The following is a 16,084-nucleotide window of genomic DNA, read 5'->3' as shown; positions in this document are numbered from 1 at the left end:
CAAATAATTTATAAATGCCGTTATACCAGCATTTAAAAGCCATCCATCTACTTTTGGTTTAGAAACTGGTTTAGAAATTGTGCGAAGGGTATTTTTTACATAGTAAATTTCACAAATGAAAACATTAGCAACTATTTGTTATATGTATATATAGCAAATAAATAATAGACATAAATTCGTAAATACTTTTACGGCCATTATGATAAAATACATTATTGCTCAAAATTTTATTAGGTGGTTAAAAAGCATGGTCAATAATTCAAATGAAATTGCAGAAAATTTAATTATTATAGGAAATGGTTTTGATTTATCAAGTGGACTCCAATCAACATTCTCAGATTTTATGAAATACAGAATGCCTAATGGTGACGACAATTTTTCAGAATTACTATCTTCTTTTCAAGAAAGTAATTCAAATATTAATGATATAGTACAAAAATTTCAAACAGATGAAGAAAAAATTATTGTTTTTAATTTTTGGGAATATTTACTTTTTATTAAAAAAAATTTTTGACCAATAAATCAAATTGGTCAGACATAGAAGGACTAATAAAAGATTTTTTACCAACAAAAAATATGATGAAGACGATCCAACCTTTGAAGAATTTTTGAATCCAGAGTTTTCTAATTATTCATATGACATGGATTCATTTATGATTTTAGGTAGATCGTTCAGTGACTATTCCATACTTATTAATAAACTTGTAGCAACATATCAAGATGCAGAATATAAAAAGCTTATCAATGATGGATCTTTTCCATGGTCAAAATTTATCCGTTCTGAGTTAAATCAATTTGAAAAATCTTTTGGTAATTACTTACGATTAAAGATTGAAGAGAGTAAAACGTATGAAAATGAATCCAAAAATCTTATTCAAAAGCTTTCAAATAATAAGCCATATAATTTACTTTCATTCAACTACACTAATCCTGTTAAAAATTCTAAAAATCTAGTTAACTTTCGCAATATTCACGGTGACTTAGACAATCCCATTTTAGGAATTGATAGCACATCAATCAAGCCAACTGATGAAGCATTTACCTACACAAAAACATATAGAATCATGGACAATTCTGAAAACAAATCAGATCCAATTCTTACCCATAACATCAAAGAAATCGTAATTTTTGGTCATTCTCTTAATGATTCAGATTTTAGCTATTTTGATTCTATTTTTGACTACTACAATATTTATGATTCTGATATACGTCTAGTCTTCGCATATAAAATATATTCAGATGACGAAGAGAATATAGCTTCTGATCATTATCTTGCTGTCTCGAATTTACTATATAAATACGGTGAAACTTTTGATAATAAAAGCCATGGAAGAAACTTGATGCATAAAATGCTTATAGAAAAACGATTAGAGCTTCGCGAAATAAAGGATTAATAATGAGCTAATTTATTATCATAATATTAAGAACATGTTTCTTTTCGTGACAATCACTTGTATAGATTATATACGCATTAGATAATGTACGCAGGAGATGATTAAATTATGAACAAGAGAATCGCAAGTATTTTAGCAACTGGTTTATTGGCTACTGGTCTGGGGCTGGTAGCACAACAATCTACCGCGCACGCATCTGGTTATGCGTGGGCTAAAACTAAGAATTACAACAATGTTCCTATGCATGCCAAAACAACCGGCACTGCTTATATGTGGAATTGGAATCACACTAAAAAGATCCACAACTTGAAAAACTACCCACGTACAACCTGGTATCTATCTAAAAGTGTCAAGATGGTTAAAGGTAGAAAAGCTGGTATTTATTACGAAATTACCAGTGGTAATGGCAGGGTTAACGGATACATTTGGCGTGGATATTTGACTAAGGGATTGAATACTAACATCGGTTCCAACAACAATAAAGGCGGTAACAGCACGAATTCTAATAATAACAATCAAAGATCAATACCAGACCTAAATACCTATAATTCAGATGCGGAATATCTTAATTATATAAATAATAATCCTAACCAAAATGTTGCTAAGCTTATTATGCAACAACTTCCAAATGCAAAACTGAGTCTAAATCTTTCTAAGTATGCACAAGATAATGGTTCATTCTACTGGGATGATGAAGATGTCCCCACTGTTAGTTATGACAAATCAAAAATTGATAGTACCAGTGTTCGTAGATTAACTCATGTTGAAAATATGATCAATAACCTATCTAAAGATTCAATTCCAACGGCTGCTGAAATTGATGCAGCTTTGACTGCTGACGGATATCCCAAGAGTAAACAACAAAGTTTCAATGGTTCCATTGGACTAGTAATATTAAATAAAATTAGTAGCCCCGAAGGTGGACTTTTCAGTGGAAGTTCGGTTTATGTTATGAATTAAACAATTTAATTATGTATAGCCTTGCAATGACAAAATTGCAAGGCTTATTTATTTAAAAATTAATTTCCTCTAAGAATCTTGCACCATTATAACCAATTCGGTGCCGATAAATCTTATTCATACTTGGTTTAATTTGAAGTACATCAAACAATGGCTCTGTATCCGTACCAATAATCCGACGATCTTTACCCTCACCTCGATCAGGCAATGCACATCCAGTTGTTACATATGTTACGTTACCTGATTGCGTGTAGTCATCAACATGAGTGTGTCCACCAAATACCCCTAGAACAATCCCTGAATGAGATTCAATAACGTTTCTGATTAAACCGCCTTCGTTATTAACATCATTCTCTGCAAATGTATTTGATGCGGCAGTCCATGATAATCCCTTAAACATAATATGAGTAAAGATTATCGCTTTCTCACCACGACTTTGAATTTGATCCAATGTATTTTGTAACCATGCTCTTTGAGTTGAACTAAAGTGAGTCCATCCATGTCTGAATGATGATCTCTTTTGAACAAAGGTTCCATAATCATCAGGTTGATCAAACCCATCCAAAATTACAATGTTGACTTTACTATCCGGAACTTTGTAAGTCCCATACAAAGCATTATTAGAATTTGATGCTGCATTAATAAATTGACTAAATTCTGAAAGTCTTAATTGTTTTGCAACATCGTTATGAATAATATGACCGGGCCAGTATCCCCACTCACTGTTATAGTAATCACGATTATCATCACGAGCCATACCTGAATTATCATCATGATTCCCTTGAAGGATAGCAAATGGGCGACGTCCCAACTTCATAGCATCCACAGCTCGTTGGATATCTGCCTTTTCCCATGAAATTGGTTGAACTCCATCATTTAGATCACCACCATGAACCACATAATCTAGACCGATGTTTTTTGCAATATAACTCATGAACTTAATTTGTCTAAGCGCACGAACAGAACCTGGAGTTTTAAAACTATTAAAGTGGGTGTCAGTAATAAAACCAACAAGAACACTATCTTTAATTCCATTTTCTGCATCAACTTTTTTTATATCTTGCTCTAACTGATTCTTTAAATCTACTTCTGAAGGATTAAGAATTAAATCTTGTTGAGGATTTTCTCTTAATGATGCAACATCATAATTAGAATCATCACCGTTATATTCGCTTGAACTATAAGTATAATTCCAAATATCTTCAATAGGTTGTTTATGAGATGAATCGTTTACATAGTTAAATTTTGATGTTGGAGTATTGCTACTTTTAGTTGTTTTCAATGGCTTGGTTAAAGTACCAAGAGTTAAGTAATTCCCGTCTTTTCCCTTAGCCCATAGTCTGCCTTGGGCAACTAATTTATATTCATAATGGTAGTTATCACCAATTTTTTAGTAACTTTATTTTTTTACTATTCATATCTGGAGCTTCACGCGTCCAACCGTTGCTATCCTCAAGTTTAACAAAACCTCTAACGTGAATTACTTCATCAATTAATTCTTTATTTGGAATAGCTGTACTCTTAAAGCTAGCTTGTGGAGTATCTTGACCACCTTGCGGGCGATCACTCTTATTTCCATCGGCTCCAGTATTTCCAGTTTCACCGCCTGTATTACCACCAGTGCTACCTTGGGAATAAACAGGATCACCTTGATTACTATCGGTACCATAATAACGGAATGGATTAATTGTGGCATATGGTACGTAATAAGTACCACTACCGAAATGTTGATATTCTAACCAGTAATGACCATCAGCTTTAACTTTAGCTACGTACACTACTGAATCTCCAGCGTAGAATTTATCTCCACTCTTAGTACCCGCCATTAAAGTTTCATTACGGCCAGCTGCACTTTCGGTAAAGGTAAATGTACCAGACATAGCTAAACGAGTGTTGTCAGGAGTTTGGTCAGCCACATTAGCACCATCTTGACCAGTAAGTGATCCAAGAGTGCCCTTGTCACTTCCAGTGTTTCCACCAGTTGAACCGCCTGTATTACCACCATCTGCTGGTTTAATTGGGTTAATATCATTGGTATCGGTACCAAACATTGTGCCGGTATCAGTATTTGCATATGGTACATATGCCAAGTTACCTGAAGCACCAATATAAGATAACCAGAAATGATTACCATTCTTTACCTTGTGGGTATAGTAAACTGATTGACCTACTTGGTAATAAGTTACTGGTGTAACACTCATGTCAGGACTAGTTCTAACCCCACATTTTGTATTAAACGTAAATGAACCTGAATTGTCGATTGTATAACCATCCGGGGTATTCGAAACATCAAAAGCCATTTAAAAACGCTCCTTAATTAAATTAATTTTTTTGTAACCGGCCGGATTACAAAGCTTAGTGTATATCGAAAAGTACCCTTAAAAGTCGCATCTTTGTCGCATCTTTTATGTATTAACACACCCTATATGGGTGTGTTTTTCTAATCCTTACTATTCCTAAACAAAGTTTTAATTTCTTCATCATGCCTAGTTAATTTAATTTCGTGCTCATGCAGTTCATTCTCAAGGTTATCGTGGGTTTGCTCACTATTTGCCGCATCTGTTTAACTTCGTCCGTTAGTGATTCGATTGATTTGTTTAACGCATTACTCTTATCACTCATGGGTTGCACTACAATCACTCTAAACAGATAAAAGATTAGCCCAGAAACTGAGCCGATCACTCCTAATAGTGATGCAATATCTTCAACCGATAAGCCGAACAACCGCATGCTACATCATCCTTTCACGTATGCAACTGCGTCTTTATCTGCCTTGAGATACATACTTCTACCAATCATTAATGATGGTTGCTTTGTATCAGTTGGCACACAAACAACTCGGCTGCCTTTAGTTAATAATTCGCTGGCAGTAGCGGTTAAAGATGGGTCAGTATAAACCGTTACTTTATCAGCGATTACTTCATACATGCCAGATTCTAAGGGATCAGAATTATCTGATTGATTATCTCCTGGAGTAGTTGAAGGTGTTTCTGGTTTATCATTGGGGACGGTTTTAATTTGGTAGTCCGCAATTCCTGACAAGCACCCGTCTAAGTCATATGAAAAATCGACTTTTAGACCGTGACCATTGTCGGTATATTGCCAAGCATTGGTTCCAGCAACTCCACTTGAAGCTGTCCCATAACTGGCAACCCAAATAGGTGCGTTGTTATAAAGTGCATCTTTGTTAATAAAGTGTGTGGCGCCGCCTTTTTTAAACCATGATGCTGAGGCGTAGACCACCGTATTCATGTATCCTTGATCATTTAAATATTTCAAAAATAGGTTAACGTCATGGGTGGCATCAGCCATCACTGATGCATCTTCTACATCAATGATCATAACGGTAGTTTTATCCAATCCTAGTTTAATTGCCTGGCTTAAAAAGAATTTAGCTTCATTAACTGGGTCGTTGTCGCCATAGAATTGTGAATTAGCTTTGAAAAAGTGGTAAACACCTACTGATTCAAATACCTGTAAACCATTGGCTACTTGGGCACCAGCTTTAGGATTGATATAAGCTGAACCGTTAGCTGAACCTTCTGTTAGCTTTACTAATAAACTAGATGCATATTGACGTAGTGTCTTTAAATAATCAACTGAACTATCTTGGTATGATGAAATATCGGCTACTTCTCTTGTCATAATTAGTTACCTTCCTTTACAGTTTCAATTGGGTCAGGGTCAGCTGCGACTTGTGTTGGCTTAACTGGTTGATGAATATCCCCACCATTGCTCTTGTAATTTTGATAAGCCTCTTCAACCTTGGCACTAGCCGTGGTTGCGGGGATAACATGACCTAAGTCGTTCATGTGATTAATTACAAAGCGATGGCCTCTTTTTTCTTTCGTCCGGTGATAAGTTTTGCATCACTGCCATTTCAGCTACCCCGGCACTGGCGATATTATCGGCCAGTTCCATATTGTGCTTAGTTTGAATATCAATTTCAGTGTCAATCTTGGCCTGAATCAGTGGGTGCAATAATTTATATAAAGCTGGAATTACTGTTAGTACAAAAGTTAAAACACTGGCAATATCAAATGTTCCGTTAATCATAATTAAATCTTCCTTTCAAAATAAAAAAGCCTTATTCAGGCTTTGATTTGTCCTCTAATTTTTTTAGTCGTGAATCTAAATCTTTGCAAACCGGAATCAGTAACGTCCATAACTTAGCGTAATCGATTCCTTCAATTTCTCCATCCGCACCACGAGTAATAAACTCATCGATGCCGGCATTCTCCAAATCTTCCGCGATTAAACCGTGGATTCGATTTAAATTGTCATCTGGATTAGGAGTTTGGCCATCCGTCAATGACCTGGCATAATCTTCAACTTGCCCTTTATCAAACCACATTTTAGGATTAATCTTCTGAATTAGGTCATAACCTTTTTTAAGCGATTCCTCATAGTTAGTAATATCTAACTTATATTTAGTGGCTGATGTTGAACGTTGAACAACACCATTAGCCGAAATGTTAACGTTAGCCCCATCACCAGTCGTCGTGTTATAAATCGTGTTGCTTAAAAACTGCTTGTTGCTAATATTATTGGTAATATTTCCGCGTTCACCATTCGTTAAGGTTAAGCCATTACCATCTAAAAATGAGCGAGCCACTAAGTTATTCCGATCGCTGGTTTGGATTTCGTTTTTGATGCCACCGGCATTGATCACTGTGGTGGTGTAATTAGTATCATCGGCCGTCGTAAACGTTTGATCAGTATCGTAATATCCCCATTGACCATTCTCATAGTGTTTAGTTTGTCCCGTTACTACTAATTCACCTTTTGCCATTGCAATCGTCCCAATTGATTGAATTGGTTTAAACCAGGTCGGTAGTTGTGAATAGGAATAACTTGACCATAAAGCACCGTCATTACCTAATGAAATCAGTGGTGAATCAATCGATGCCCCCATTAACGAAGCCCCAATGACTTGCTTTTGGTAAGGTATATCACTCCACGAACCGTCTTTATATTCGGATACAGCCGAAACATCACTAGTATCAATTTCTAATTGGGTGTCATTATCCGCCCTGGTATCAGGGACAGTCACTGTTTCATGCACTATCTTTGTTTCACGAGCAGGCAAATTTCCGGCAGTATTGGTATCAACGCCTAATGCACTAATACTAGATAAGTCGTCACCGCCATTCCAATTGTATGCTGGTGCATATACGGTTGAACCGCCGGAACTAATCACTATCCATAGCCAACTATCACTATAAATTTTGCCATAATAATACAGTGGATTTCCGGAAGTAGCACTGATGTTATAACTCTTATTGGCTTGATGCGGGGCGGTATAAATTCCCGTGGATCCACTCGACTTATAAAATTTACCGGATATGTTCCATTCTTGACCAGTTCGATCAACAGTTTCAGTGTGAGTGACATCTTTAGTGTTTCCACCAACCGTGATAGTTTGTTGCTCAGTATGATAAGCCGCCGGGTCAGAACCAGCATTACTATCAGTACCAAATCGCTTGCCACTCTTTAAATCCTTAACCGGTACGTAAGAAGTTGAACCATTATAGTTGGTATAAAAGACCCACAATAATCCATCCGCAATTGTCTTACCTTTATAAGTAGCCGATAAACCATTGTAAGTATACGCACTAACATGCGCCGCCAAACTAGGTGATGTGGCAATTGGTTGTTGACCATTCCACGTAAATGAACCTGAAGCATTGGCAATAATGCCGTCATTAGGTACTTGAACATCAATGACTTCTGTATGGGTTTCTTCACTAGGATCCGGAGCACTGTCATTATCATCATTACGCCAATTTAACCAGTTACTTTTAGCCGATGTCTTAAACCAAATTGAACCATCACTAGGACTAGCTGGCGTATCTGGCTGAAAATATACATCATCAGCAAAATATGTTTTTTTGACCTGGTTAATATCATCGGTCACCGTTAAGACGAGTTGATGCGTGTTATCGGCGGTATCTTTAGCATCCTTAGCAGTTGTCTGGGCAGTCGCCGCTTTTTGATCAGCAGCTTGGGCAGCAGTGTTAGCCGTCTCCGCAGTAGTTTGTGCGGTAGTTGCTTTAACTTCGGCACCTTCAGCGGTGGTTTGAGCTGTTTCAGCATTTTTGTGGCTGTATCTGCTTTACCACTGGCTTCTGTGGCACTTTGTTGTGCATCGTTGGCCACGTCCTTAGCATTTTGGGCGTCAGATTTCGCCTGAGTAACGTCAGTTTTAACTGCGGTGACGTCTTCAGTCAATTGATTATCAGCAGTATTCATTTCTTGCCGTAATTTTTCAATATCGTCAGCACTATCACTATTTGGCGCAATTTTTCTTGGTGATATGGTCGAATACTCACCCAAAGTTAAGTTGTGAACTGAAGGATCGGATAACGACTTGCTAACTTGAATAACTCGCGCATCCACAATCAACGGTGGATTTAATGCAAAATCAGCAATCCGAAAATCGTCACCTAAACCAGCTTTAATATCGGAACGAACCGTAATGTCATAGTTATATCGTGGGTGATTATACATTGCTAATTGTTTCTTACCCCATGCCAATAATCCACTAGAATTTTGAATGGTGTCAGAAGTAATCGTTCCTTCTAACCAGGTAGAACCAACACCTTTAATATCATGATTGTATTTGGCATTAGCATCTGGATCAGTCAGAAAAGCTACCCCGTTATTAGCATCTTCAATGGTTGCCCCATCGCTACCTAATACATATAGTTTACTAACTAAAGCATCATCAACTAATTTACGCTCAACGCCAACCAAGTCGTGACGATAATCTAATCGCTGGACTGATGTGCTACCCAAGTGGTCAGTTACTTCAACGACTTGCCCAGTAACCTCACCCACATTATTAAGTTCAACATAGCAATCAATTTCAACATTGTAATCCGCAGCCAATTGTTGCAAGTAGGATTGAGCTGAACTAGTGCCGTCAAATTCTTCTTTTAAGGTAATATTTGAACGGCTATTAAACTCTAATCGCCAACCAGACTTAGCCAACAAATTACTAAAACTGTCTGGGCATTAATGGCGTCTTCACTCATTGCCGCTGGAATCGTCCGCGCTAGTTTCCATTCTGCTAAGTTAGTCGCATCGAAACTAAATTGATATTCGTTATCTTTGGCCACCTCATCGACGTTGATAATTCTTAACACATAATAATGTTTGTTTTCGTCGTCATAGTACAAAATGTGGTTGCCAGCCGTGATATATTTCGCGTCAGGTGCATTGCTAGGAATCATCATACCCGTTAATTGATGATCATAACTTTTCTTGTTCGCAGCAAGATTTAAAGTATTGAACGTATCTTTCAAATCTTCCCAGGCAAATGCACTATCGTTTCGGCAATGGATTGTTCAATTACATCACCCCAGAACGGGGTGCCGGCTCTGACCCGGTTGGATAATAGTCCGATTCTTCTTAGTTGATTATCCAAAATTACATACTCATCAGAACGCATCTATCTAACTTCCTTCCTATTGAATTGCTGGCCTGACACTGATAGTAATATCGACATCCGGTGAACTGGGTTCAAAGGCCAATGTATTGTCTACGCCACCATCTAGCATAAAAAACGTTGATTGTGGTGAAATTAAATAGTCAGCGGGTTCATTGTTTAAAAACACGTGACCAGTATCACAATCAATATGCACTTCATCACCAGCATGAAATACCTGTTGGTCAAAGTCAGACATATCATTGTTGTTAGAACTCTGATCTGGAACCTTAGTATTATCCCCAGAAGTTGCATCATTGGCTGGTTTAACTGGGTTCACTGGATTGCTATCAGTACCGCCAATCGTATTATTCTCGGCACCAAAGTAAGGTACATATCTTCGACCACCTGAATAAGAAATATAGGATAGCCAATAATGTTTATCGGCGTACACCTTCTGATCATATGCCACCGACTGGCCACTTGAATATGTGGCCACGCCCGCATCACTCATGGCCGGAGTATTTCTTACTCGCACATTCATGTTGAAGGTAAATGTTCCAGTTGCTTCAATCGTGTACTTTTCAGGAGTATCACCCGGTTGTGGTGGCACCCCTGTTTTATCGGTCGCAGTACCGGATCCCCCAACATTTTGGCCACTATCATTTGTGGTTACCGAACTTGGCGCATCCAGTAATTCTTCAACATGATAATTGGTTATAGTCTGGAATACATCATGATAATCAACCTTTGCTTTATCTTCAGTAATATCATGCTTGACGGTGAAATAAGCAATCGTACTTAAATCAAAATCGTATTTGCAAGTCGTATCAACAAAGGCCACCTGATTACCACCAAGATGCAGACCATTAGCCATATAGACCCCTTTAGTCGCGTCCCACTGGTCAATTGAGTATCCCCAATTAATCGCAGTGGTACCATCTGGCTGTTTCACGTATTGTTTCACAATACTAAATTGACCAAAGAAATCAGAAAAAGCATCAATTTGATTATTGTTATCCAGGTATTTTTTAGATTTTTTATAAGTAACTTCCACCTTTGATGGATTTGAAGAATGTGCAAAGTTCTGGGCACTGCCATAATAAAGTGTTTTATAATCTTTACCTTCTGTACCGTTATCAAAGTTGTGGCCTAATTGAACATAGGCCACTGGATAGCTACCGCCTTTAATATCTTTCATGCCAATCCGGCCACAAGTTTGTTGCTTAGTATCCAGGATGTAAACTTCAACTTTTCCCATAGCCCGATAATTATGCTTACCTTTAATTTTGGTATGATGCAATCGCACCGACATCTTCCAATTCTTAGGTGAGTAAGTAAGTGCCTGGTGTAATTCGGCTGGCCCGTACCAGTTATCATGGCCGGTGGTACCGAAGTCATATTGACCTTTATCAGCATTTTTAACCGCTGCCCGCAGTGACAAATCTGTTGAAGCCATGGTGCCATCAATATCAATGTTTACGGTACTAACTGGGTTAGCATCTTTAGTAATCTTTGTCCAAGTCGACAGGGTGGTACATGGATCGTCAACTAACAATCGGGTCTTATCAGTCCCACTGCCGGAAGTATCACCATCCAAATCATTGTCACCACCTAGCTGAACGAACTCGGTTGATTGCTCACCCGTATCTTTGACAACAGTAAAGGTCTTAACATCCTGATTAAATGTGGCCACTATAATTGACCCTACTGGCGTGTTGCCTTTAACCGGAATCACTGCGGTGGTATCTGGCACACTGAAATCTTGTTGTGCCAAGAAGCCGCGTGGATCGGAACATTCAAATATGATCGTACTTGACCAATCCGCTACCCCATCGTTTATCTGCTCAGGGTCAGCAATGCTAGTGATATGCGCGTAAAAAGTAACGTCAGGTAGATCTCCAAATATCAAAGGATATTCGGTACCCCGTGGTTCTTGTGGGTCAATCAGCATAGCACTGATCTCACGAATTTTTTGCTCGGCGCCAATACCATCATCACTACGATACAGATATTGGCCTGGAGTACGGTAATAGATAGGTACCGTAATGGTCATTGAACCGTATGAACTACCCTGGTAAACCGATCCATAACGGTTAGGGATAATTTGAGTAGTCTCAGAGATTGCCGGCGTAACTGGTAACAATACTTTACCCATGATTAAGCCCATATCGGTATTAGTTAGCCCTTTATAACTGAATTGGTTACTATTCATGTTTTACCTATCCTTTCTTAATCGAATCTAGTTGATAATGACGACCTTTTTGGCGGTTATATGCATCATAAACTTGGCGCTCACTGATGCCAGATGGTTTACTTGCAACTAACTGCATAAATTCATTTAAAGTCGTCAATAATGTGTTGAACTGGTCACGACTAACGTAATCATCATGATTATCACCACTGGTAAAAGCTGGCTGTGATTGTTGAGTAGCAAATGAAGCTGCCACTTTACCAATCAATTCCCAGCCTCGTGAACGTTTAGTTAAGTCCATCGGAATAATGGCTTCTGGTTTATTGTTTTCAGCTACTTCCACCATTTGGTTTTTTATCGACAATGCCACCATTGGCATAACGTCTATGACCTTGTGGCCCAGAGTGTAACCAATCGGCTTTTCGATGACCCCAAATAGTTGTCATACCAATCGCACTCTTCCAAGCCGAGTTGTTAAAGAACGCTAGCAACTGATCATAAGGATTCATAATGTTGGTATGGCCTTTCATAGCATAGGCTTTAAACGTCGGTGGAGTGTATTGTAAAATACCCCGTGCTTCATTACCGCCAGAGTTCACATCATGAATTTGTTGAACAACATTTCGTCCACCAGATTCTGATTGAATAACAGCTTGTAATAATTTGATATAAGCATCGGATGGATCAACGTGCATAGCTTCAGCAGCTTTACGAATCATTTCAGGATTATAGTTACCCTTCACGTCGCCTAAACCACCAAGACCTTCGGTTAGTGGAGCTAAATGTTTAGCAATCCAATCGAACATGCCTGAACCCAGTTGATTCTTAACAAATTTTTCTAACGTACCAGAAACTTTAGGACTGTTATCCTTCTTCTTATCGCTGTCACTATCTTTAACTGCTGATTGCTTAATCTTAGTAGGATCTAGCCATCCAGCAGTTGAAGAACCACCAATAGAAAACATCGGGTGTTTAGTGGCACCAACGTGGACATGAGTACCACTGGGGCCAAGAACAGCAATAGCTTGACCAGCCTTAACGTGGTCACCTTTATTTACTAATAACTTAGCTCCAGAATTATATTTACCGTTTAATTCTTGATAGATATAGTTCAGGCCACCGCCACCAATAACTAAGTTTTCACCAATACCGTTAGCACCACCCCAACCAGCAGGAGCACCACCAGCATGTGACACAATCCCAGTATTCATAGAGTGAACGGTCTTAGCACCACTGTAATCGACACCGTCATGTTGACTGAAACCACCAGCGACTGCGCCACGATTACCAAAACCAGATGTAATTACCCAGCCGGCACCAGGACTATGTGTAATTGGCCCACCGGCGGCATCATCGTCACCAGCGCCAATGGCATTATTAATTAAGTCCCATACGGCTTTCCACCATGACGTAGCCTGACCAACCACATTGTTTTTAAACATACCGGCCAAACCTTGTTGCACGTCACCGCCGATGCTTTTAAAGTTCAATTTATCGGTAAAAAAGTTCTTCAGTGAATCGATGGGGTGCGATAAAATTTTACCCGCAGTTGAAACTAAATCTTTCATGGTACCAAAGGCACCCTTAACGGCATCCACAGCACCACTAACTTTGCCACCAATCCAAGAACCAATATTACCTAATAGTCCAGTTCCGTCGGCGTAATGCATTACTCCAGCACTATGCAACACGTTTCTAGTCTCAGTGGCATTTAAGACTTCAGTTCCAGCCGGCACAATGCCTTCCCAGTTCGACTTCTGGGGAATAAATGATTGGCCATTAGGTAAAATCGCCATTTCTTTATTGCCCGTCTGAGGAGAATCGTGACCGTCATTTAGCATAACGTGGGTTGGTTTAGTAATTGGATTACGTCGACCTGCATTACCAGTACCTTGTGCATAATGGGTTGGTAAATAACCAATGGTGGTCTTTTTGCCACCAAATTTACTGATGACCCAGTTAATAGCTTTAATCCCAGTGTTAATGACTTTAGCAATGGCCGACAAGCCACCAGTCACCTTTTTCTTAATTGACGTCCAAATATTTTCAGTGAATTTAACCACACTATTCCAGATCTTGCGCCAATAATTGCTAATGGAATTTAATCCTTTTCGAACTGATTTATAAATATCATTAACCGGATTTACTACATAACGTTTAATTAACTTCCATGCTTCAGATGTTGCACTCTTAATCACGTTCCAAGCACTTCTAGCTACTTTAACTACTGTGCCGCGAATCACTCGATTAACTGTGCGATATATGTCAGTAACCGGATTAACCACGTACTTCTTAATTAGCTTCCAAGTAGTATCAGTGGCTTTCCGAATTATTGACCAGGCACTTCTAACCGTCTTAACAATGGTACCTTTGATTACTTTGATGATCGTTCGATCAATTGATAGCACTGGATCAACCACGTACTTCTTGATGGTCTTCCATACACTACCCGTAGTTTTAGCGATTGCACGCCATACACTACCGACAGTCTTAGAAATAGCATGTACGACACTACTAATAGTCTTAGAGATTCCACGCCAAATACTGCCAGCCGTTTTACTAATCGCACCAAATACTCGGCCTGTGGTTTTAGATAATGCATTCCAAACTTTGCCAACGGTATTAGCAACACCTTTAGTCACGGCTTCAATCGGTTTTTTAATCTTTTTAAAAGCAATAACCGCCAAACCAACTACTAAACCAACTGGAATAATAATGGCGTATTTTAAAGCGGTCGTAATAACTTTAGCTGTGCCCCGAATAACATTAGCCACCGTTTTCATGGCTTTGCCGACACCATTGATTAATGGTGAGAAGAATTTACCGATACCTTTAAAAATGTTACCGATGGTTTTACCAATTCCACTAAAGGTTTTGGCCACGGCCTTACTGATTCCGGATAAAGACTTGCCAATTGATTGCTCCCAATTAAGCTTTCCAGTGAAAGCTTGTTTTAACCACTTACCCCATTTCTTGGATTCCTTTTGGATGCCTTTACCAATAGCACCACCTAATTTGGTTCCGATTAGAGTACCGCCGATCCCACCAAGCACGGTTCCAATTCCTGGCAAAATAGCAGTACCAATAGCGGCACCTGCGGCCCCACCAGCTAGTGAACCACTAGCACGACCAATCTTTTCACCTTTGTTTCTTTTGTTGATACCAATCAATTCGGTGGCACTCATCACGGCGTCTAGTGGTGTGGCTGATAAAGCCCCTTTTCCAACGGTTTTTAAAGCTCCTTTGGCAGCTCCATCTTCAGATAATGCTTTAATCCCAGAAGTTAGCCCTTTACCACGCATTAATCCGCCGAATAAACCTTTACCGCCTTTTAGGGATCCTTTAAATAAGTCACCGATTGACGATAATGCTTTTTTCAAAGGACTTAATTTACCGGCCGCTTTTTCAGCGTCAGAACCTAATCCCAGGATGTTTTTACCCCATTCAGTTGCTTTCGATAAGCCGCGAAGCATTTTAATGGTTGGCCCTAGTGTCAGATTGAAAGTTTTAAAAGCCATATTGGCCATAATGGTTCCGGCAATCATATCCCCAAATAATTTAGGGTGCTTTTCAGCAAAATCACCGATAACTTTAATTGCAGGCAATAATGCTTTTAGAGTTGCTGCGAATACTTTCATATTGGCTGAACCGACGGATTTAAAGATTTCAAAGAACGATTTAATATCACCTGTGTGTTTAACGACGTAATTACTGAACTTAGTTACATCTTTAGTTAAACCAGTGATCATAGTATCTAAAAATTTAGTCGTGTTTTTAATGCCATAAACCTTCGCAAATGATTTAGTAATGGCATTCATACCGGCCGAAGATGCTTGTCCTAATTTAGTAAATTCTTTTTCGGTATGCTTATCAGAAACCCACTTAGATACGGCACCTAAAATCGGATTTTGAGCTTTAACAAATGGTTTTTCGATCGCTCCGATTAACGCCGGTACTCGTGATTTAATAACCCTTTCCATACCTGGTAAGGTCTTCATCAAGTTCTCAGATGCTTCCTGGTATTTTTTACCCAGAGAGTTCATAACATTCTCAGCATCTTTGGCGGTAATCTTCCCAGCACTCATTTGCTTTCTAAGTTGGCTCATC

At 38.8% G+C, this 16,084-nt stretch carries 16 protein-coding genes; 3 read left to right on the top strand and 13 right to left on the bottom strand.

Annotated elements, in window-relative coordinates; genetic code table 11:
- Positions 1–247: 247 nt before the first annotated feature.
- The 3 genes from NBRC111893_RS10190 (at position 248) to NBRC111893_RS10180 (ending at position 2,354) form a co-directional block, all read left to right on the top strand.
- The gene (locus tag NBRC111893_RS10190) at positions 248–514 is read left to right on the top strand and encodes an AbiH family protein (RefSeq protein WP_160114495.1); all 267 of its coding nucleotides are present in this window, start codon (positions 248–250) and stop codon (positions 512–514) included.
- Between the two features lie 13 nt (positions 515–527).
- Positions 528–1,394 (top strand): AbiH family protein, encoded by an 867-nt coding sequence (locus tag NBRC111893_RS10185; RefSeq protein WP_125009014.1) that lies wholly within the window; start codon positions 528–530, stop codon positions 1,392–1,394.
- Positions 1,395–1,502: 108 nt separating this feature from the next.
- Positions 1,503–2,354 carry a hypothetical protein gene (locus NBRC111893_RS10180; protein ID WP_125009013.1) on the top strand — a complete coding sequence of 284 codons (852 nt, stop codon included), beginning with the start codon at positions 1,503–1,505 and terminating at the stop codon, positions 2,352–2,354.
- A gap of 52 nt (positions 2,355–2,406) precedes the next feature.
- Here the strand turns inward: NBRC111893_RS10180 and NBRC111893_RS10175 are convergent, their stop codons facing one another.
- The 13 genes from NBRC111893_RS10175 to NBRC111893_RS10125 form a co-directional block, all read right to left on the bottom strand.
- A complete protein-coding gene (locus NBRC111893_RS10175; protein WP_160114494.1) occupies positions 2,407–3,636 on the bottom strand; it encodes a metallophosphoesterase family protein in 1,230 nt (409 codons plus the stop codon).
- Between the two features lie 97 nt (positions 3,637–3,733).
- Positions 3,734–4,654, bottom strand: a complete 921-nt coding sequence (locus tag NBRC111893_RS10170; RefSeq protein WP_125009011.1) for an SH3 domain-containing protein — start codon at positions 4,652–4,654, stop codon at positions 3,734–3,736.
- Between the two features lie 190 nt (positions 4,655–4,844).
- The gene (locus NBRC111893_RS10165) at positions 4,845–5,084 is read right to left on the bottom strand and encodes a hypothetical protein (protein ID WP_125009010.1); all 240 of its coding nucleotides are present in this window, start codon (positions 5,082–5,084) and stop codon (positions 4,845–4,847) included.
- 6 nt (positions 5,085–5,090) lie between these two features.
- A complete protein-coding gene (locus NBRC111893_RS10160) occupies positions 5,091–5,999 on the bottom strand; it encodes a GH25 family lysozyme (RefSeq protein ID WP_125009009.1) in 909 nt (302 codons plus the stop codon).
- 2 nt (positions 6,000–6,001) lie between these two features.
- Positions 6,002–6,166 carry a hypothetical protein gene (locus NBRC111893_RS10785; RefSeq protein WP_160114493.1) on the bottom strand — a complete coding sequence of 55 codons (165 nt, stop codon included), beginning with the start codon at positions 6,164–6,166 and terminating at the stop codon, positions 6,002–6,004.
- Positions 6,167–6,170: 4 nt separating this feature from the next.
- Complete coding sequence (locus NBRC111893_RS10155; RefSeq protein WP_125009008.1) at positions 6,171–6,410, bottom strand: hypothetical protein; 240 nt, start codon at positions 6,408–6,410, stop codon at positions 6,171–6,173.
- 31 nt (positions 6,411–6,441) lie between these two features.
- Positions 6,442–8,271 (bottom strand): SH3 domain-containing protein, encoded by a 1,830-nt coding sequence (locus tag NBRC111893_RS10150; RefSeq protein WP_125009007.1) that lies wholly within the window; start codon positions 8,269–8,271, stop codon positions 6,442–6,444.
- A 2-nt stretch (positions 8,272–8,273) separates the two neighbouring features.
- Positions 8,274–9,347 carry a phage tail spike protein gene (locus NBRC111893_RS10145; RefSeq protein ID WP_160114492.1) on the bottom strand — a complete coding sequence of 358 codons (1,074 nt, stop codon included), beginning with the start codon at positions 9,345–9,347 and terminating at the stop codon, positions 8,274–8,276.
- Positions 9,323–9,661 carry a phage tail family protein gene (locus NBRC111893_RS10140; RefSeq protein WP_125009005.1) on the bottom strand — a complete coding sequence of 113 codons (339 nt, stop codon included), beginning with the start codon at positions 9,659–9,661 and terminating at the stop codon, positions 9,323–9,325. Before NBRC111893_RS10140 ends, NBRC111893_RS10145 begins: the two co-directional genes overlap by 25 nt.
- Positions 9,658–9,807 carry a hypothetical protein gene (locus NBRC111893_RS10780; RefSeq protein ID WP_160114491.1) on the bottom strand — a complete coding sequence of 50 codons (150 nt, stop codon included), beginning with the start codon at positions 9,805–9,807 and terminating at the stop codon, positions 9,658–9,660. Before NBRC111893_RS10780 ends, NBRC111893_RS10140 begins: the two co-directional genes overlap by 4 nt.
- Positions 9,808–9,823: 16 nt before the next feature.
- Complete coding sequence (locus tag NBRC111893_RS10135; protein ID WP_125009004.1) at positions 9,824–11,998, bottom strand: SH3 domain-containing protein; 2,175 nt, start codon at positions 11,996–11,998, stop codon at positions 9,824–9,826.
- Positions 11,999–12,005: 7 nt separating this feature from the next.
- Positions 12,006–12,323: a hypothetical protein gene (locus NBRC111893_RS10130; protein WP_125009003.1), complete on the bottom strand. Its 318-nt coding sequence runs from the start codon at positions 12,321–12,323 to the stop codon at positions 12,006–12,008.
- Entirely contained in the window at positions 12,307–16,083 is a 3,777-nt protein-coding gene (locus NBRC111893_RS10125) for a peptidoglycan DD-metalloendopeptidase family protein (protein ID WP_125009002.1), read from the bottom strand. Before NBRC111893_RS10125 ends, NBRC111893_RS10130 begins: the two co-directional genes overlap by 17 nt.
- Position 16,084 lies beyond the last annotated feature (1 nt).

This window comes from Lentilactobacillus kosonis, assembly GCF_003864335.1.
GTDB classification, from domain to species: Bacteria; Bacillota; Bacilli; order Lactobacillales; family Lactobacillaceae; genus Lentilactobacillus; species Lentilactobacillus kosonis.
The sequence above is the reverse complement of the archived record's forward strand: the minus strand, read 5'-3'. Positions and strand labels throughout refer to the sequence as shown.